This window comes from Mammaliicoccus sp. Q-M61 (assembly GCF_022386055.1).
GTDB lineage: Bacteria > Bacillota > Bacilli > Staphylococcales > Staphylococcaceae > Mammaliicoccus > Mammaliicoccus sciuri_A.
Genome location: NZ_JAJNJL010000003.1, coordinates 166,492 through 180,989 on the forward strand (window position 1 = coordinate 166,492; position 14,498 = coordinate 180,989).

Annotated in this window: 29 protein-coding genes; all 29 read left to right on the top strand. The window is 36.4% G+C overall.

What is annotated here, in order from left to right; genetic code table 11:
* The first annotated feature begins 222 nt into the window (after positions 1-222).
* The 29 genes from rpsJ to rplQ all read left to right on the top strand — a co-directional run bounded on the left by rpsJ (position 223) and on the right by rplQ (position 14,317).
* Entirely contained in the window at positions 223-531 is a 309-nt protein-coding gene (gene rpsJ / locus LQ677_RS06165) for a 30S ribosomal protein S10 (protein ID WP_016998799.1), read from the top strand.
* A gap of 31 nt (positions 532-562) precedes the next feature.
* On the top strand, positions 563-1,225 hold the full coding sequence (rplC, locus tag LQ677_RS06170) for a 50S ribosomal protein L3 (protein WP_025906796.1): 663 nt from the start codon (positions 563-565) through the stop codon (positions 1,223-1,225).
* Positions 1,226-1,254: 29 nt separating this feature from the next.
* Entirely contained in the window at positions 1,255-1,878 is a 624-nt protein-coding gene (gene rplD / locus LQ677_RS06175) for a 50S ribosomal protein L4 (protein ID WP_025906795.1), read from the top strand.
* Positions 1,878-2,156, top strand: a complete 279-nt coding sequence (rplW, locus tag LQ677_RS06180; protein WP_025906794.1) for a 50S ribosomal protein L23 — start codon at positions 1,878-1,880, stop codon at positions 2,154-2,156. Before rplD ends, rplW begins: the two co-directional genes overlap by 1 nt.
* 31 nt (positions 2,157-2,187) lie before the next feature.
* Positions 2,188-3,021 (top strand): 50S ribosomal protein L2, encoded by an 834-nt coding sequence (gene rplB / locus LQ677_RS06185; RefSeq protein WP_025906793.1) that lies wholly within the window; start codon positions 2,188-2,190, stop codon positions 3,019-3,021.
* Positions 3,022-3,085: 64 nt separating this feature from the next.
* Positions 3,086-3,364 (top strand): 30S ribosomal protein S19, encoded by a 279-nt coding sequence (gene rpsS / locus LQ677_RS06190; protein ID WP_025906792.1) that lies wholly within the window; start codon positions 3,086-3,088, stop codon positions 3,362-3,364.
* Positions 3,365-3,389: 25 nt separating this feature from the next.
* On the top strand, positions 3,390-3,746 hold the full coding sequence (rplV, locus tag LQ677_RS06195; protein WP_025906791.1) for a 50S ribosomal protein L22: 357 nt from the start codon (positions 3,390-3,392) through the stop codon (positions 3,744-3,746).
* Between the two features lie 28 nt (positions 3,747-3,774).
* Positions 3,775-4,428, top strand: a complete 654-nt coding sequence (gene rpsC / locus LQ677_RS06200; RefSeq protein ID WP_025906790.1) for a 30S ribosomal protein S3 — start codon at positions 3,775-3,777, stop codon at positions 4,426-4,428.
* 2 nt (positions 4,429-4,430) lie between these two features.
* A complete protein-coding gene (rplP, locus tag LQ677_RS06205) occupies positions 4,431-4,865 on the top strand; it encodes a 50S ribosomal protein L16 (RefSeq protein ID WP_016998807.1) in 435 nt (144 codons plus the stop codon).
* Entirely contained in the window at positions 4,855-5,070 is a 216-nt protein-coding gene (gene rpmC / locus LQ677_RS06210) for a 50S ribosomal protein L29 (RefSeq protein ID WP_016998808.1), read from the top strand. Before rplP ends, rpmC begins: the two co-directional genes overlap by 11 nt.
* A gap of 23 nt (positions 5,071-5,093) precedes the next feature.
* Positions 5,094-5,357 (top strand): 30S ribosomal protein S17, encoded by a 264-nt coding sequence (gene rpsQ, locus LQ677_RS06215; protein ID WP_016911101.1) that lies wholly within the window; start codon positions 5,094-5,096, stop codon positions 5,355-5,357.
* A gap of 33 nt (positions 5,358-5,390) precedes the next feature.
* On the top strand, positions 5,391-5,759 hold the full coding sequence (rplN, locus tag LQ677_RS06220) for a 50S ribosomal protein L14 (protein WP_016911102.1): 369 nt from the start codon (positions 5,391-5,393) through the stop codon (positions 5,757-5,759).
* Between the two features lie 43 nt (positions 5,760-5,802).
* Positions 5,803-6,123, top strand: coding sequence for a 50S ribosomal protein L24 (gene rplX / locus LQ677_RS06225; RefSeq protein ID WP_037589018.1), 321 nt, complete (start codon positions 5,803-5,805; stop codon positions 6,121-6,123).
* A 25-nt stretch (positions 6,124-6,148) separates the two neighbouring features.
* A complete protein-coding gene (gene rplE / locus LQ677_RS06230; RefSeq protein WP_025906788.1) occupies positions 6,149-6,688 on the top strand; it encodes a 50S ribosomal protein L5 in 540 nt (179 codons plus the stop codon).
* Positions 6,689-6,715: 27 nt separating this feature from the next.
* Complete coding sequence (locus LQ677_RS06235) at positions 6,716-6,901, top strand: type Z 30S ribosomal protein S14 (RefSeq protein WP_016998812.1); 186 nt, start codon at positions 6,716-6,718, stop codon at positions 6,899-6,901.
* A gap of 29 nt (positions 6,902-6,930) precedes the next feature.
* Positions 6,931-7,329 (top strand): 30S ribosomal protein S8, encoded by a 399-nt coding sequence (rpsH, locus tag LQ677_RS06240; protein WP_025906787.1) that lies wholly within the window; start codon positions 6,931-6,933, stop codon positions 7,327-7,329.
* A 29-nt stretch (positions 7,330-7,358) separates the two neighbouring features.
* On the top strand, positions 7,359-7,895 hold the full coding sequence (gene rplF / locus LQ677_RS06245) for a 50S ribosomal protein L6 (RefSeq protein ID WP_025906786.1): 537 nt from the start codon (positions 7,359-7,361) through the stop codon (positions 7,893-7,895).
* Between the two features lie 27 nt (positions 7,896-7,922).
* The gene (rplR, locus tag LQ677_RS06250; protein WP_037589017.1) at positions 7,923-8,285 is read left to right on the top strand and encodes a 50S ribosomal protein L18; all 363 of its coding nucleotides are present in this window, start codon (positions 7,923-7,925) and stop codon (positions 8,283-8,285) included.
* 18 nt (positions 8,286-8,303) lie between these two features.
* Entirely contained in the window at positions 8,304-8,804 is a 501-nt protein-coding gene (gene rpsE, locus LQ677_RS06255) for a 30S ribosomal protein S5 (RefSeq protein ID WP_037589016.1), read from the top strand.
* Between the two features lie 16 nt (positions 8,805-8,820).
* On the top strand, positions 8,821-9,000 hold the full coding sequence (gene rpmD / locus LQ677_RS06260) for a 50S ribosomal protein L30 (RefSeq protein WP_037589015.1): 180 nt from the start codon (positions 8,821-8,823) through the stop codon (positions 8,998-9,000).
* Between the two features lie 30 nt (positions 9,001-9,030).
* Positions 9,031-9,471 (top strand): 50S ribosomal protein L15, encoded by a 441-nt coding sequence (gene rplO, locus LQ677_RS06265; protein WP_025906782.1) that lies wholly within the window; start codon positions 9,031-9,033, stop codon positions 9,469-9,471.
* On the top strand, positions 9,471-10,772 hold the full coding sequence (gene secY / locus LQ677_RS06270) for a preprotein translocase subunit SecY (protein ID WP_191836486.1): 1,302 nt from the start codon (positions 9,471-9,473) through the stop codon (positions 10,770-10,772). Before rplO ends, secY begins: the two co-directional genes overlap by 1 nt.
* Positions 10,773-10,790: 18 nt before the next feature.
* Positions 10,791-11,438 carry an adenylate kinase gene (locus LQ677_RS06275; RefSeq protein ID WP_025906780.1) on the top strand — a complete coding sequence of 216 codons (648 nt, stop codon included), beginning with the start codon at positions 10,791-10,793 and terminating at the stop codon, positions 11,436-11,438.
* Between the two features lie 307 nt (positions 11,439-11,745).
* Positions 11,746-11,964 (top strand): translation initiation factor IF-1, encoded by a 219-nt coding sequence (infA, locus tag LQ677_RS06280; protein ID WP_001118443.1) that lies wholly within the window; start codon positions 11,746-11,748, stop codon positions 11,962-11,964.
* 32 nt (positions 11,965-11,996) lie between these two features.
* Complete coding sequence (rpmJ, locus tag LQ677_RS06285; protein WP_003156543.1) at positions 11,997-12,110, top strand: 50S ribosomal protein L36; 114 nt, start codon at positions 11,997-11,999, stop codon at positions 12,108-12,110.
* 20 nt (positions 12,111-12,130) lie between these two features.
* Positions 12,131-12,496, top strand: a complete 366-nt coding sequence (gene rpsM, locus LQ677_RS06290; protein ID WP_037589013.1) for a 30S ribosomal protein S13 — start codon at positions 12,131-12,133, stop codon at positions 12,494-12,496.
* Positions 12,497-12,518: 22 nt separating this feature from the next.
* Complete coding sequence (gene rpsK, locus LQ677_RS06295) at positions 12,519-12,908, top strand: 30S ribosomal protein S11 (RefSeq protein ID WP_025906484.1); 390 nt, start codon at positions 12,519-12,521, stop codon at positions 12,906-12,908.
* Positions 12,909-12,990: 82 nt separating this feature from the next.
* Positions 12,991-13,935: a DNA-directed RNA polymerase subunit alpha gene (locus LQ677_RS06300; RefSeq protein WP_025906483.1), complete on the top strand. Its 945-nt coding sequence runs from the start codon at positions 12,991-12,993 to the stop codon at positions 13,933-13,935.
* A 16-nt stretch (positions 13,936-13,951) separates the two neighbouring features.
* Entirely contained in the window at positions 13,952-14,317 is a 366-nt protein-coding gene (gene rplQ / locus LQ677_RS06305) for a 50S ribosomal protein L17 (RefSeq protein ID WP_037589012.1), read from the top strand.
* The last annotated feature ends 181 nt before the right edge of the window (positions 14,318-14,498 follow it).

Sequence of the window (14,498 nt, forward strand, 5' to 3'; positions counted from 1 at the left end):
TCCGTTATAATACTTGGGTATGTGTTAGATGAAATTAGAAAAAATATATGGTTATCTATTGATTAATAGAAATAAATCATGTATCATATCTAATGTTGGACTTTAAGAAGCGATGAAGCGAGAGGTTACTGACACACCCGGCCGCTTTGCCATGGCGGTGTGTGAGAGAGTTTTCGTGGAGAAGTCTATCACTATAAAGTAGACGAACAAGGAGGGAAAATTATGGCAAAACAAAAAATTCGTATCCGTTTAAAAGCGTATGATCACCGCATGATCGATCAATCAGCAGAGAAAATTGTTGAAACAGCTAAACGTTCAGGAGCTCAAGTGTCTGGTCCGATTCCATTACCAACTGAGAAATCAGTTTATACTGTAATCCGTGCCGTTCATAAGTACAAAGACTCACGTGAACAATTCGAACAACGTACGCATAAACGTTTAATCGACATTCTTAACCCTACACCAAAAACAGTTGATGCTCTTATGGGCTTAAACTTACCATCAGGTGTAGACATCGAAATCAAATTATAATTCATTAAAATAACAGGAGGTGCGACTTTCGATGACCAAAGGAATCTTAGGAAGAAAAATTGGAATGACTCAAGTATTCGCAGAAAACGGTGAATTAATACCAGTTACTGTAGTAGAAGCTAGTCAAAACGTAGTATTACAAACTAAAACTGAAGAAGTAGACGGCTACAACGCTGTTCAAATCGGTTTTGAAGACAAACAAGCATATAAAAAAGATCGTAAATCTAACAAATATGCTACTAAAGCTGCTGAAGGCCATGCTAAAAAAGCAGGTACAGCACCTAAGCGCTTCACTCGTGAATTCAGAAACATTGATGTTTCAGCATACGAGGTAGGTCAAGAAGTCACTGTAGATACTTTCCAAGCAGGAGACATTATTGATGCAACAGGCGTTTCAAAAGGTAAAGGTTTCCAAGGCTCTATTAAACGCCACGGTTTCTCTCGTGGACCAATGAGTCATGGTTCTCGTTACCACAGAGGCTCTGGTTCAATGGGTATGGCTTCAGATGCTTCTAAAGTATTTAAAGGTAAAGAATTACCAGGCCGTATGGGCGGAAACACAGTTACTATGCAAAACTTAGAAGTAGTTAAAGTTGATGCAGAAAATAACGTAATTTTAGTTAAAGGTAATGTGCCGGGTCCTAAAAAAGGTTTAGTAAAACTTACAACTTCAATTAAAAAAGGTAATAAATAATTATTTAGGTGAAAGGAGGAAACAACATTATGGCTAATATTGATGTATTAAAAGTAGATGGATCAAAATCAGGTTCTATCGAATTAAATGATAGTGTATTTGGTATCGAACCAAACCAACACGTATTATTCGAAGCAGTCAACTTACAACGTGCTTCATTACGCCAAGGTACTCACGCAGTTAAAAATCGTTCAGCAGTTCGTGGTGGTGGACGTAAACCTTGGAAACAAAAAGGTACAGGTCGTGCTCGTCAAGGTACAATCCGTGCGCCACAATGGCGTGGTGGTGGTATCGTATTCGGTCCTACACCAAGAAGTTATTCTTACAAAATGCCTAAGAAAATGCGTCGTTTAGCATTACGTTCTGCATTATCTTCAAAAGTAAGTGGTAACGAATTAACAGTTTTAGAAGCATTCAACTTTGATGCACCTAAAACAAAAGAATTCAAAAATGTAATGAGCAACTTAGAACTTTCTAAGAAAGTTTTATTCATCGTTGATACTGTAGACAGCAACGTTGAATTATCAGCTCGTAACATTCCAGGTGTTAAAGTTATCGACGCTCAAAGCTTAAACGTATTAGATATCTTAGATTCTAGTAAAGTCGTAATAACTAAAGCAGCAGTGGATAAAGTAGAGGAGGTGCTCGCATAATGGAAGCAAGAGATGTTATTAAGCGCCCCGTAATCACAGAAAAATCTTCATCAGATATGGCTTTAGATAAATACACATTTGATGTAGATACACGTGCAAACAAAACACAAGTAAAAATCGCAATCGAAGAAATTTTCGACGTGAAAGTTGATACAGTAAATATCATGAACGTTAAAGCAAAAGCTAAACGTGTTGGTCGTTACAATGGTTTCACTAACAAACGTCGTAAAGCAATCGTAACTCTAAAAGAAGGTTCTTCAATAGACCTATTTAACTAAAAACAATTACCATTAAGGAGGTAAAACGACAATGGCTCTTAAAAAGTATAAGCCAATTACAAATGGTCGTCGTAATATGACATCTTCAGATTTCGCTGAAATTACATCAACGACTCCTGAAAAGTCTTTATTACAACCGCTTCCGAGAAAAGCGGGACGTAACAACCAAGGTAAATTGACAGTTCGTCACAGAGGTGGCGGTCATAAACGTCAATACCGTGTAATTGATTTCAAACGTAACAAAGATGGAATTCCTGCTAAAGTAGCAACTATCGAGTATGATCCAAACCGTTCAGCTAATATCGCATTATTAGTATACGCAGATGGTGAAAAAAGATATATCATTGCTCCTAAAGGATTAAAAGTAGGACAAGAAGTATTCAATGGTCCAGATGCAGATATCAAAGTAGGTAATGCATTAGCATTAACTGATATCCCAGTTGGTACTACAATTCACAATATCGAATTAAAACCAGGTAAAGGTGGACAATTAGTCCGTTCAGCTGGTACAAGTGCACAAGTACTTGGTAAAGAAGGTAAATACGTACTAGTTCGTCTTAAATCAGGTGAAGTTCGTATGATCTTATCTACTTGTCGTGCAACAATCGGTCAAGTTGGTAACGAACAACACGAATTAATCACAATTGGTAAAGCTGGTCGTTCTAGATGGATGGGTAAACGTCCTACAGTTCGTGGTTCTGTAATGAACCCTAACGATCACCCTCACGGTGGTGGTGAAGGTCGTACACCAATCGGTCTTAAATCACCAATGTCTCCATGGGGCAAACCAACACTTGGTAAGAAAACTCGTAAACAAAACCAACGTTCATCTAAATTTATCGTTCGTGGTCGTAAGAAAAAATAATAATACCTTATTTACGTGTGCGGCTTAGATGCCGCGCGCATTAAATAAGAAGGGAGGCGCCATAATGGCTCGTAGTCTTAAAAAAGGACCTTTCGTTGATGATCATTTAATGAAAAAAGTTGAAGCTCAAAACGAAGGTGAAAAAAAATCAGTTATTAAAACATGGTCTCGTCGTTCAACAGTATTTCCTAACTTCATCGGACATACAATAGCAGTATATGATGGTCGTAAACATGTGCCAGTTTTCATTACTGAAGATATGGTTGGACATAAATTAGGAGAGTTTGCACCTACACGTACTTATAAAGGTCATGCTGCAGACGACAAAAAGACTAAACGCTAATTTCTAAAAAGAGGAGGAAGTCACAATGGAAGCAAAAGCGGTTGCTAGAACAATAAGAATCGCACCTCGTAAAGTGAGATTAGTTTTAGATCTTATTAGAGGTAAAGAAGTGGCAGAAGCAATTGCCATCTTAAAATTAACAAACAAAGCAACATCACCTGTTGTTGAAAAATTATTAATGTCAGCATTAGCAAATGCAGAACATAACTATGATTTAAATCCTGACACATTAGTAGTAAAAGAAGCTTACGCTAATGAAGGACCTACATTGAAACGTTTCCGTCCACGTGCACAAGGTCGTGCAAGTGCGATTAACAAACGTACTAGCCACATTACAATCGTAGTTGGCGAAAAAGAAGCTAAAGAAGTTAAAGAAGCATAATTAACTAAATCATTAAGGAGGGAATATAGTGGGTCAAAAAATTAATCCAATCGGACTTCGTGTCGGTGTAATTCGTGACTGGGAAGCAAAGTGGTATGCAGGTAAAGACTTCGCAACACTTTTACATGAAGACTTAAAAGTTCGTAAATATATCGCAGAAGCATTAAAAGAAGCTTCAGTTTCAAGTGTTGAAATTGAACGTGCAGCAAACCGTATCAATATCGCTATCCACACTGGTAAACCAGGTATGGTTATTGGTAAAGGCGGTTCAGAAATTGAAAAATTACGTAACAAATTAAACGCATTGACTAACAAAAAAGTACACATCAACGTTATCGAAATCAAAAAAGTTGATTTAGATGCAACATTGGTAGCAAATAACATTGCTCGTCAATTAGAAAACCGTGTATCTTTCCGTCGTGCTCAAAAACAAGCTATCCAACGTGCTATGAAATTGGGAGCTAAAGGTATCAAAACTCAAGTATCTGGTCGTTTAGGTGGCGCAGATATCGCTCGTGCAGAACAATATTCAGAAGGAACTGTTCCACTTCATACATTACGTGCAGACATTGATTTCGCACATGAAGAAGCCGACACTACTTACGGTAAATTAGGTGTTAAAGTATGGATCTACCGTGGAGAAGTTCTTCCTACAAAGAAGTCTAGTGAAGGAGGAAAATAATAATGTTATTACCAAAGCGTGTTAAATTCCGTCGTCAACATCGTCCAAAAACAACTGGTCGTTCAAAAGGCGGAAATGAAGTAACATTTGGTGAGTACGGTTTACAAGCTCAAACAGCAGCTTGGATTACTTCTCGTCAAATCGAATCAGCTCGTATCGCAATGACACGTTACATGAAACGTGGCGGAAAAGTATGGATCAAAATATTCCCACATACACCATATACTAAAAAACCTTTAGAAGTACGTATGGGTTCAGGTAAAGGTGCAGTTGAAGGATGGGTAGCAGTAGTTAAACCAGGACGTATCTTGTTCGAAGTTGCAGGTGTTCAAGAAGAAGTTGCACGTGAAGCATTACGTCTTGCAGCACACAAACTTCCAGTTAAATCTAAGTTTGTAAAACGTGAAGAATTGGGTGGTGACACAAATGAAAGCTAAGGATATCAGAAATTTAACCACTACTGAAATTGAAAAAGAAATCAAAGAAGCTAAAGAGCAATTATTCAACTTACGCTTTCAGTTAGCAACTGGTCAACTTGAAGAGACTGCTAACATTCGAAAAGTTAAAAAGACGATTGCACGTCTAAAAACAATCGTTCGCGAAAGAGAAATCGAAGAAGAGAAAGCAGCAGATAATAAATAATCAAGTAGAGGAGGTTCATTACTGTGAGTGAAAGAAATGACCGCAAAGTTTACGTTGGTAAAGTAGTTTCAGATAAAATGGATAAAACTATTACAGTAGTTGTTGAAACATACAAAACTCATAAATTATATGGTAAACGCGTAAAATATTCAAAAAAATATAAAACGCATGATGAAAACAATTCAGCAAAAATGGGCGATATCGTTAAGATTGCAGAAACACGTCCTTTATCATCAACTAAACGTTTCCGTCTAGTTGAAATCGTTGAAGAATCAGTAATTATTTAATAGAAGTATAAAGATAAGGGAGGTCAAACAAAGATGATCCAACAAGAAACACGTTTAAAAGTAGCAGACAACTCTGGTGCTCGTGAAGTATTAACAATTAAAGTTTTAGGCGGATCTGGTCGTAAGACAGCTAACATTGGTGATGTAATCGTCGTTACTGTTAAAAATGCTACACCAGGTGGCGTTGTTAAAAAAGGTGAAGTTGTTAAAGCTGTTGTTGTACGTACTAAATCAGGTGTACGTCGTGAAGATGGCTCTTACATCAAATTTGACGAAAATGCATGTGTAATCATCCGTGATGACAAAGGTCCACGTGGTACACGTATATTCGGTCCTGTAGCGCGTGAATTACGTGAAGGTAACTTCATGAAGATCGTTTCTCTAGCGCCAGAGGTACTTTAATCTATAATGATAAAAAACAAAATTCCTAAGGAGGTGCCTACACATGCACGTACGTAAAGGTGACAACGTAATCGTTATCTCAGGTAAAGATAAAGGTAAAACTGGTAAAGTTTTAGAAGCATTACCTAAGAAAGAACGCGTAGTTGTAGAAGGTGTTAACATCATTAAAAAACACCAAAAACCAACTCAGTTCAATCCAGAAGGTGGTATCTTAGAAACAGAAGGTACTATCCACGTATCAAACGTTCAATTACTTGATCCTAAGACAAATGAACCAACTCGCGTTGGATACAAAGTAGTAGATGGTAAAAAAGTTCGTATCGCTAAAAAATCTGGCGAAGAAATCAAATCATCAAACGAATAATTATTAAGTGAAAGGAGGATCCACTTTGACACGTTTAAAAGAAAAGTTTAATAATGAAATTTCTGCTGAGTTAGTTAAGAAATTTAACTATAGTTCAGTTATGGAAGTACCAAAAATCGAAAAAATAGTTGTAAACATGGGTATCGGTGATGCAGTTCAAAACTCTAAAGTTTTAGACTCTGCAGTTGAAGAACTTCAAGCAATCACTGGTCAAAAACCATTAGTAACTAAAGCTAAAAAATCTATTGCGACTTTCCGTCTTCGTGAAGGTATGCCAATCGGTGCAAAAGTTACATTACGTGGAGAAAGAATGTATGAATTCTTTGATAAATTAATCTCAGTTTCATTACCACGTGTACGTGACTTCCGTGGTATCTCTAAAAAAGCATTCGACGGTCGTGGAAATTACACTTTAGGTGTTAAGGAACAATTAATTTTCCCTGAAATCGACTATGATAAAGTAAGTAAAGTACGAGGAATGGATATCGTTATCGTTACAACTGCTAACACTGACGAGGAAGCTCGTGAATTGTTAACACAATTCGGTATGCCATTTCAAAAGTAATCTCTAATTATAAAGGAGGCTAATTAAGTGGCTAAAAAATCAATGATCGCTAAACAACAACGTAAACAAAAATTCGGAGTTCGTGAATACACTCGTTGTGAACGTTGTGGACGTCCACACTCAGTATATCGTAAATTCAAACTTTGCCGTATTTGTTTCCGTGAACTAGCATACAAAGGCCAAATCCCTGGCGTACGTAAAGCTAGCTGGTAAACTCAAAAGAATGAAAGGAGGAAACACAAATGACAATGTCAGATCCAATTGCAGATATGTTAACTCGCGTGCGTAACGCAAACATGGTACGTCACGAAAAATTAGAGTTACCTGCATCAAACATTAAAAAAGAAATCGCAGAAATCCTTAAAAAAGAAGGATTCGTAAAAAGCGTAGAATATATCGAAGATGATAAGCAAGGTGTTATCCGTATGTTCCTTAAATATGGTCAAAACAACGAGCGCGTTATCACAGGATTAAAACGTATTTCTAAACCAGGTTTACGTGTATATGCTAAAGCTGACGAACTTCCAAAAGTTCTTAACGGTTTAGGTATTGCACTTGTTTCTACATCTGAAGGTGTTTTAACTGATAAAGATGCTAGACAACGTGGAATCGGTGGAGAAGTATTAGCTTATATCTGGTAATTATAAAATTATAAGGAGGTGCCCACATAATGAGCCGTGTTGGTAAGAAAATTATTGAGATCCCTTCAGACGTTACAGTTACTATCGAAGGTAACACAGTAACAGTTAAAGGATCTAAAGGTGAATTAACTAGTACTTTTAATGAAGAAATGACATATAAACAAGAGGACAACAGCTTAGAAGTTGTACGTCCATCTGACTCTAAAGAACATAAAACAATCCATGGTACAACTCGTGCGTTAATCGCTAACATGATTGAAGGTGTATCTAAAGGTTTCGAGAAAAACTTAGAACTTATTGGTGTTGGTTACCGTGCCCAAATGCAAGGTAAAAATATCATCTTAAACGTTGGTTATTCTCACCCTGTAGAAATCGTTGCTGAAGATGGAATCACATTATCAGTAGAGAAAAACACTAAAGTTAAAGTAGAAGGTATTTCTAAAGAACGTGTTGGTGCAATTGCATCTTATATCCGTTCAATCCGTCCACCAGAACCTTATAAAGGTAAAGGTATTCGTTACGAAGGCGAATATGTTCGTCGTAAAGAAGGTAAAACTGGTAAGTAATCATTAAGATAAGAAAGGAGCACTAACATGATCGCTAAAATCGACAAAAATAAAGTTCGTTTGAAAAGACATGCTCGTGTACGTGCTAAATTAGCTGGTACAAGCGAAAAGCCACGTTTAAACGTATATCGTTCAAACAAACATATTTATGCTCAAGTAATTGATGACTTAAACGGTGTAACAATCGCTCAAGCATCAACTGTAGATAAAGAATTTAATTTAGAGCAATCAGGTAATGTAGAAGCAGCTGCTAAAGTAGGCGAAATCGTTGCAAAACGTGCCGCTGAAAAAGGCGTTGACGCTGTAGTATTTGATCGTGGAGGATATTTATACCACGGACGTATCAAAGCATTAGCTGATGCAGCTCGTGAAAACGGACTTCAATTTTAATTTAAAGGAGGGACACTCATGCGTCGTAAAGAACAAGAAGTTAAAGAATTTGAAGAGCGCGTAGTTACGATTAACCGTGTAGCTAAAGTAGTTAAAGGTGGTCGTCGTTTCCGTTTTACAGCTTTAGTAGTTGTTGGAGATAAAAATGGTCGCGTAGGTTTCGGTACTGGTAAAGCTCAAGAGGTACCTGAAGCTATTAAAAAAGCAGTAGAAGATGCTAAGAAAGAATTAGTAACAGTTCCACGTGTTGAAGGAACAACTCCTCACCAAGTTATTGGACGTTTTGGTGCAGGTCGTGTTTTAATTAAACCAGCAGCACCTGGTACAGGTGTTATTGCAGGTGGACCAGTTCGTGCCGTATTAGAACTAGCTGGTATCACTGATATCTTAAGTAAATCATTAGGTTCTAACACGCCAATCAACATGGTTCGTGCTACAATTGAAGGACTTAAAGAACTTAAAAATGCCGAAGAAGTAGCTAGTCTACGCGGTAAATCAGTAGAAGAATTATTAAATTAAGGAGGGAACAAACACTATGGCTAAATTAGAAATTACCCTCACTCGTAGCGTTATTGGTCGTCCTGAAACTCAACGTAAGACAGTTCAAGCGCTAGGACTTAAAAAAACAAACTCAACTGTAGTAGTTGAAGATAATCCTGCGATTCGTGGGCAAATCAACAAAGTAAGTCACTTAGTAAAAGTTACTGAAAAATAAATTCATCTAAAGTATTAAGGAGGTGCCAAAATGAAATTACATGAGTTGAAACCAGTTAAAGGTGCTCGTAAAGAACGTAACCGTGTAGGTCGTGGTATGGCTACAGGTAACGGTAAAACAAGTGGTCGTGGTACTAAAGGTCAAAAAGCACGTTCAGGTGGCGGTGTTCGTTTAGGTTTCGAAGGTGGTCAATTACCATTATTCCGTCGTTTACCAAAACGTGGATTCACTAACATCAACCGTAAAGAATATGCAATTGTTAATCTTGATCAATTAAATCGTTTCGAAGAAGGAACTGAAGTTACACCAGCGTTATTAGTAGAATCAGGTGTTGTTAAATCTGAAAAATCTGGCGTTAAAGTTTTAGGAAACGGTTCATTAGAAAAGAAATTAACAATAAAAGCTCATAAATTCTCAGCTTCAGCTATTGAAGCAATCGAAGGTAAGGGCGGAACGCATGAGGTGATCTAATGTTTGAAACGATCATTAGTTTTTTGAAGACTAAAGATATTCGTAACAAGATATTATTCACACTAGCAATGCTCGTTATATTTAAAGTTGGAACTTACATTCCAGCTCCTGGTGTTAATCCAGATGCTTTTAATCAAAATAAAGGTTCGCAAGGTATTACCGATTTGTTTAACACATTCGGTGGAGGTGCCTTGCAGAACTTCTCAATTTTAGCGATGGGTATTATGCCTTACATTACTGCTTCAATCGTAATGCAATTATTACAAATGGATGTTGTACCTAAGTTTACAGAATGGTCTAAACAAGGTGAAGTTGGTCGTAAAAAGATTAATCAATTTACACGTTACTTCACAATTGTATTAGCCTTTATTCAAGGCTTAGGTATGTCGTATTCATTTAATAATATGCTTGGTGGTAATTTAATTCAAAATACTTCAGTGTTAAATTATGTGTTAATAGCACTTGTTTTAACTGCAGGAACAGCTTTCTTAATGTGGTTAGGTGAACAGATAACACAATTTGGTGTAGGTAATGGTATTTCTATTATTATCTTCGCTGGTATTTTATCTTCAATGCCAAACTCATTAATTCAGTTCTACCAACAAAGTTTTGTTGGTGCAGATGATACAACTATGGCTTGGTTAAAAGCGATTGGTTTATTCGTAGGTATGATTTTACTAACTGTTGGTGCAGTTTATGTACTACAAGCAATTCGTAAAATTCCTATTCAATATGCTAAACGCCAAACTCAAGGTGCAGGTGGTTCATTATCTGCAAACGCAACATACTTACCTTTAAAAGTTAACTCAGCAGGTGTAATTCCTGTAATCTTTGCGATGGCATTCTTCATGCTTCCGAAGACATTAACATTGTTCTTCCCGGATCAAGAATGGGCGCAAACAATTACAAATTATGCTGATCCATCACATAATATTGGTATGATTGTATATGTTATTTTAATTATAGCTTTCGCATACTTTTATGCATTTGTTCAGGTTAATCCTGATAAGATGGCTGAAAACTTACAAAAACAAGGTAGTTATGTACCAGGTATTAGACCTGGAGATCAAACTAAAAAATACATCACTAAAGTGCTTTATCGTTTAACGTTTGTGGGATCAATTTTCTTAGCATTTATTGCTATTATTCCGATTTTAGCAATTAAGTTAATGAATTTACCTCAAGCAATACAAGTTGGTGGTACTAGCTTACTAATCGTTATCGGTGTTGCAATTGAAACAATGAAAACTTTAGAAGCTCAACTCAATCAACGTGAATATAGAGGCTTTAGAAGACGATAAGCAAGTAGGAGGGTTTTTATGAACATCATTTTAATGGGTTTACCTGGAGCAGGTAAAGGTACTCAAGCGAGTGAAATTGTTAAGAAATACCCTATTCCTCATATCTCAACTGGTGATATGTTCCGTAAAGCGATCAAAGAAGAGACTGACCTCGGTAAAGAGGCTAAATCTTATATGGATCGCGGGGAACTTGTACCAGATGAAGTGACTATAGGTATCGTTAGAGAAAGACTAGCTGAAGAAGATGCGAAAAAAGGATTTTTACTAGATGGTTTTCCTCGTACAGTTGAACAAGCTGATGCATTAAATGAAATTTTAAGTGACTTAGATCGTAAAGTAGATGCTGTTATCAACATCGAAGTTGCAGAAGAAGAACTTATGAATCGTTTAACTGGTAGAAGAATTTGTGAAGTATGTGGAACAACTTATCATTTAGTATTTAATCCACCAAAAGTTGAAGGTGTTTGTGATCTTGACGGTGGTAAATTATATCAACGTGAAGACGATAACCCTGAAACAGTAGCAAATCGTTTAAGTGTCAATGTTAAACAAACTAAACCACTTTTAGATTTCTATGAAAATCAAGGTGTCCTTAAAAACATCGATGGTTCTAGACAAATTGATAATGTTACTGAAGATGTTATTCAAATTCTTGAATCATTATAGTAATGACGCTTTCACCCCGAATTCGCCTAACTTTAGGTGATTCTTGAACGCGTGAATGCGTTCAATTTTAAGAATCAAGATAGTATTTAGGTTTTTGAAATACAATCGGAGTGATTACAAGAAGCGATAAGTATTTGAAGTGTTGTCGAATGCAAATCTTAAGTATTAAATCATCCCAATTTTATAAACCTGTGCTTATTCTATGTGATTTAATCACCTAAAGTATGTCTCTAATTTTGGACCAGGTTTTAAAACATGAAATACTTTTGTATTTCACTAGAATGAATAGAAAAAGGGGGAAATGATCATGGCTAAACAAGATGTAATCGAATTAGAAGGTACAGTATTAGATACTTTACCAAACGCTATGTTTAAAGTAGAATTAGAAAATGGACATGAAATTTTAGCACACGTTAGTGGTAAAATCCGTATGAACTATATTAGAATTCTACCTGGCGACAAAGTAACAGTTGAAATGTCTCCGTATGACCTAACACGCGGAAGAATCACTTATCGTTATAAATAATCGTCACTCCAAATACAAGGAGGTATACAAAGATGAAAGTAAGACCATCAGTAAAACCAATTTGCGAAAAATGTAAAGTTATTCGTCGTAAAGGTAAAGTAATGGTGATTTGTGAAAATCCAAAACACAAACAAAAACAAGGCTAATAAAAGAGAGGTGTAAATAAATGGCTCGTATTGCAGGTATTGACGTACCACGTGAGAAACGCGTAGTAATCTCGTTAACTTACGTATATGGTATCGGAAAAACAACAGCACAAAAAATTCTTAAAGAAGCAAACGTATCTGAAGACACACGTGTTCGTGATTTAACTGATGACGAATTAGGTCGTATCCGTGAAGTTGTAGATGGTTACAAAGTTGAAGGTGACCTTCGTCGTGAGAAAAACTTAAACATTAAACGTTTAATGGAAATCGCTTCATACCGTGGAATTCGCCACCGTCGTGGTTTACCAGTTCGTGGTCAAAACACTAAGAACAATGCGCGTACGCGTAAAGGACCAGTTAAAACAGTAGCGAACAAGAAAAAATAATAAGTAAAGGAGGCACATATAAATGGCACGTAAACAAGTTTCTCGTAAACGTAGAGTTAAAAAGAATATTGAAAGTGGTGTAGCTCACATCCGTTCAACATTCAACAATACAATCGTAACGATCACTGATGATTTCGGTAATGCATTATCATGGTCTTCAGCAGGTGCGTTAGGATTTAAAGGTTCTAAAAAATCAACACCTTTTGCAGCTCAAATGGCTTCAGAAACAGCTTCAAAAGCTGCTATGGAACACGGTTTGAAAACTGTAGAAGTAACAGTTAAAGGTCCTGGACCAGGTCGTGAATCAGCGATCCGTGCGTTACAATCAGCTGGATTAGAAATCACAGCAATCAAAGACGTAACACCAGTTCCACATAACGGATGTCGTCCACCAAAACGTCGTCGTGTATAATTTTTGTTAGTTCTAATGTTCAAGAGTCACTGGATAGAAATTAATAAAGTTTAATCGACGTTTATAAGGAGGATATATTTAAATGATTGAAATCGAAAAACCTAGAATTGAAACAATAGAAGTTAGTGATGATTCTACATTCGGTAAGTTCGTTGTTGAACCGCTAGAACGTGGTTATGGTACAACACTAGGCAACTCCTTACGTCGTATCCTATTATCTTCATTACCAGGTGCGGCAGTTAAAAATATCGAAATTGAAGGTGTACTTCACGAATTCTCAGCAGTTGAAAATGTAGTTGAGGATGTTACTACTATCATTATGAACATCAAGAAATTAGCTATAAAAATCTACTCTGAAGAAGACAAAACACTTGAAATCGATATTAAAGATGAAGGTGAAGTTACTGCGAAAGATATCATGCATGACAGTGATGTTGAAATTTTAAACCCAGATTTAAAAATTGCAACAGTTTCTAAAGGTGGACACCTTAAGATGCGCTTAATTGCTAATAAAGGTCGCGGATATGCTTTAGCTGAACAAAATAACACAAGTGATTTGCCAATTGGTGTCATTCCAATCGACTCACTTTATTCTCCAGTAAATCGTGTGAACTATACAGTTGAAAATACACGTGTAGGGCAAAGTAGTGATTATGATAAATTAACAATCGATGTGTGGACAGATGGTTCATTATCTCCTCAAGAAGCTGTTTCTTTAGGTGCTAAAATCATGACTGAACACTTAAACATTTTTGTTAATTTAACAGATGAAGCACAAAATGCTGAAATCATGATTGAAAAAGAAGAAGATCAAAAAGAAAAAGTACTTGAAATGTCTATCGAAGAATTAGACTTATCAGTACGTTCTTATAACTGTCTAAAACGTGCAGGAATTAATTCTGTACAAGAATTAGCAGACAAATCTGAGGCAGATATGATGAAAGTTCGAAACTTAGGTCGTAAGTCTCTTGAAGAAGTTAAATATAAATTAGAAGATCTTGGTCTTGGTTTAAGAAAAGAAGACTAATAAAGGAGGTTAATTCATGGGTTACAGAAAATTAGGTCGTACTTCTGATCAACGTAAAGCAATGTTACGTGACTTAGCTACTCAACTTATCGTTTCTGAACGTATCGAGACTACAGAAGCTCGTGCTAAAGAACTTCGTAAAGTTGTTGATAACTTAATTACTTTAGGTAAAAAAGGTGATCTAGCTTCACGTCGTAGAGCTGCTCAAACGATTCGTGACGTTAAAATCTTAGAAGATGACAAAACAATTACTGCATTACAAAAATTATTCAATGATGTTGCGCCACGCTATGAAGAGCGTCAAGGTGGATATACTCGTATCATGAAAGTTGGTCCACGTCGCGGTGACGGTGCTGAATCAGTAATTATTGAATTAGTATAATCTATTCTTTATTGGAGTGACGAAAGTCACTTCAATCATTTCTATATAAATACAATTTATTTCACACACACAAAGCAAATGAGTGCAATGATAATGTTTACCACACATAGATATTGTCTAGCTCAGAGTACTCCACCACATTTGAATGACTTATTGCGTGAACTCGTCTATGGTGGAGTGC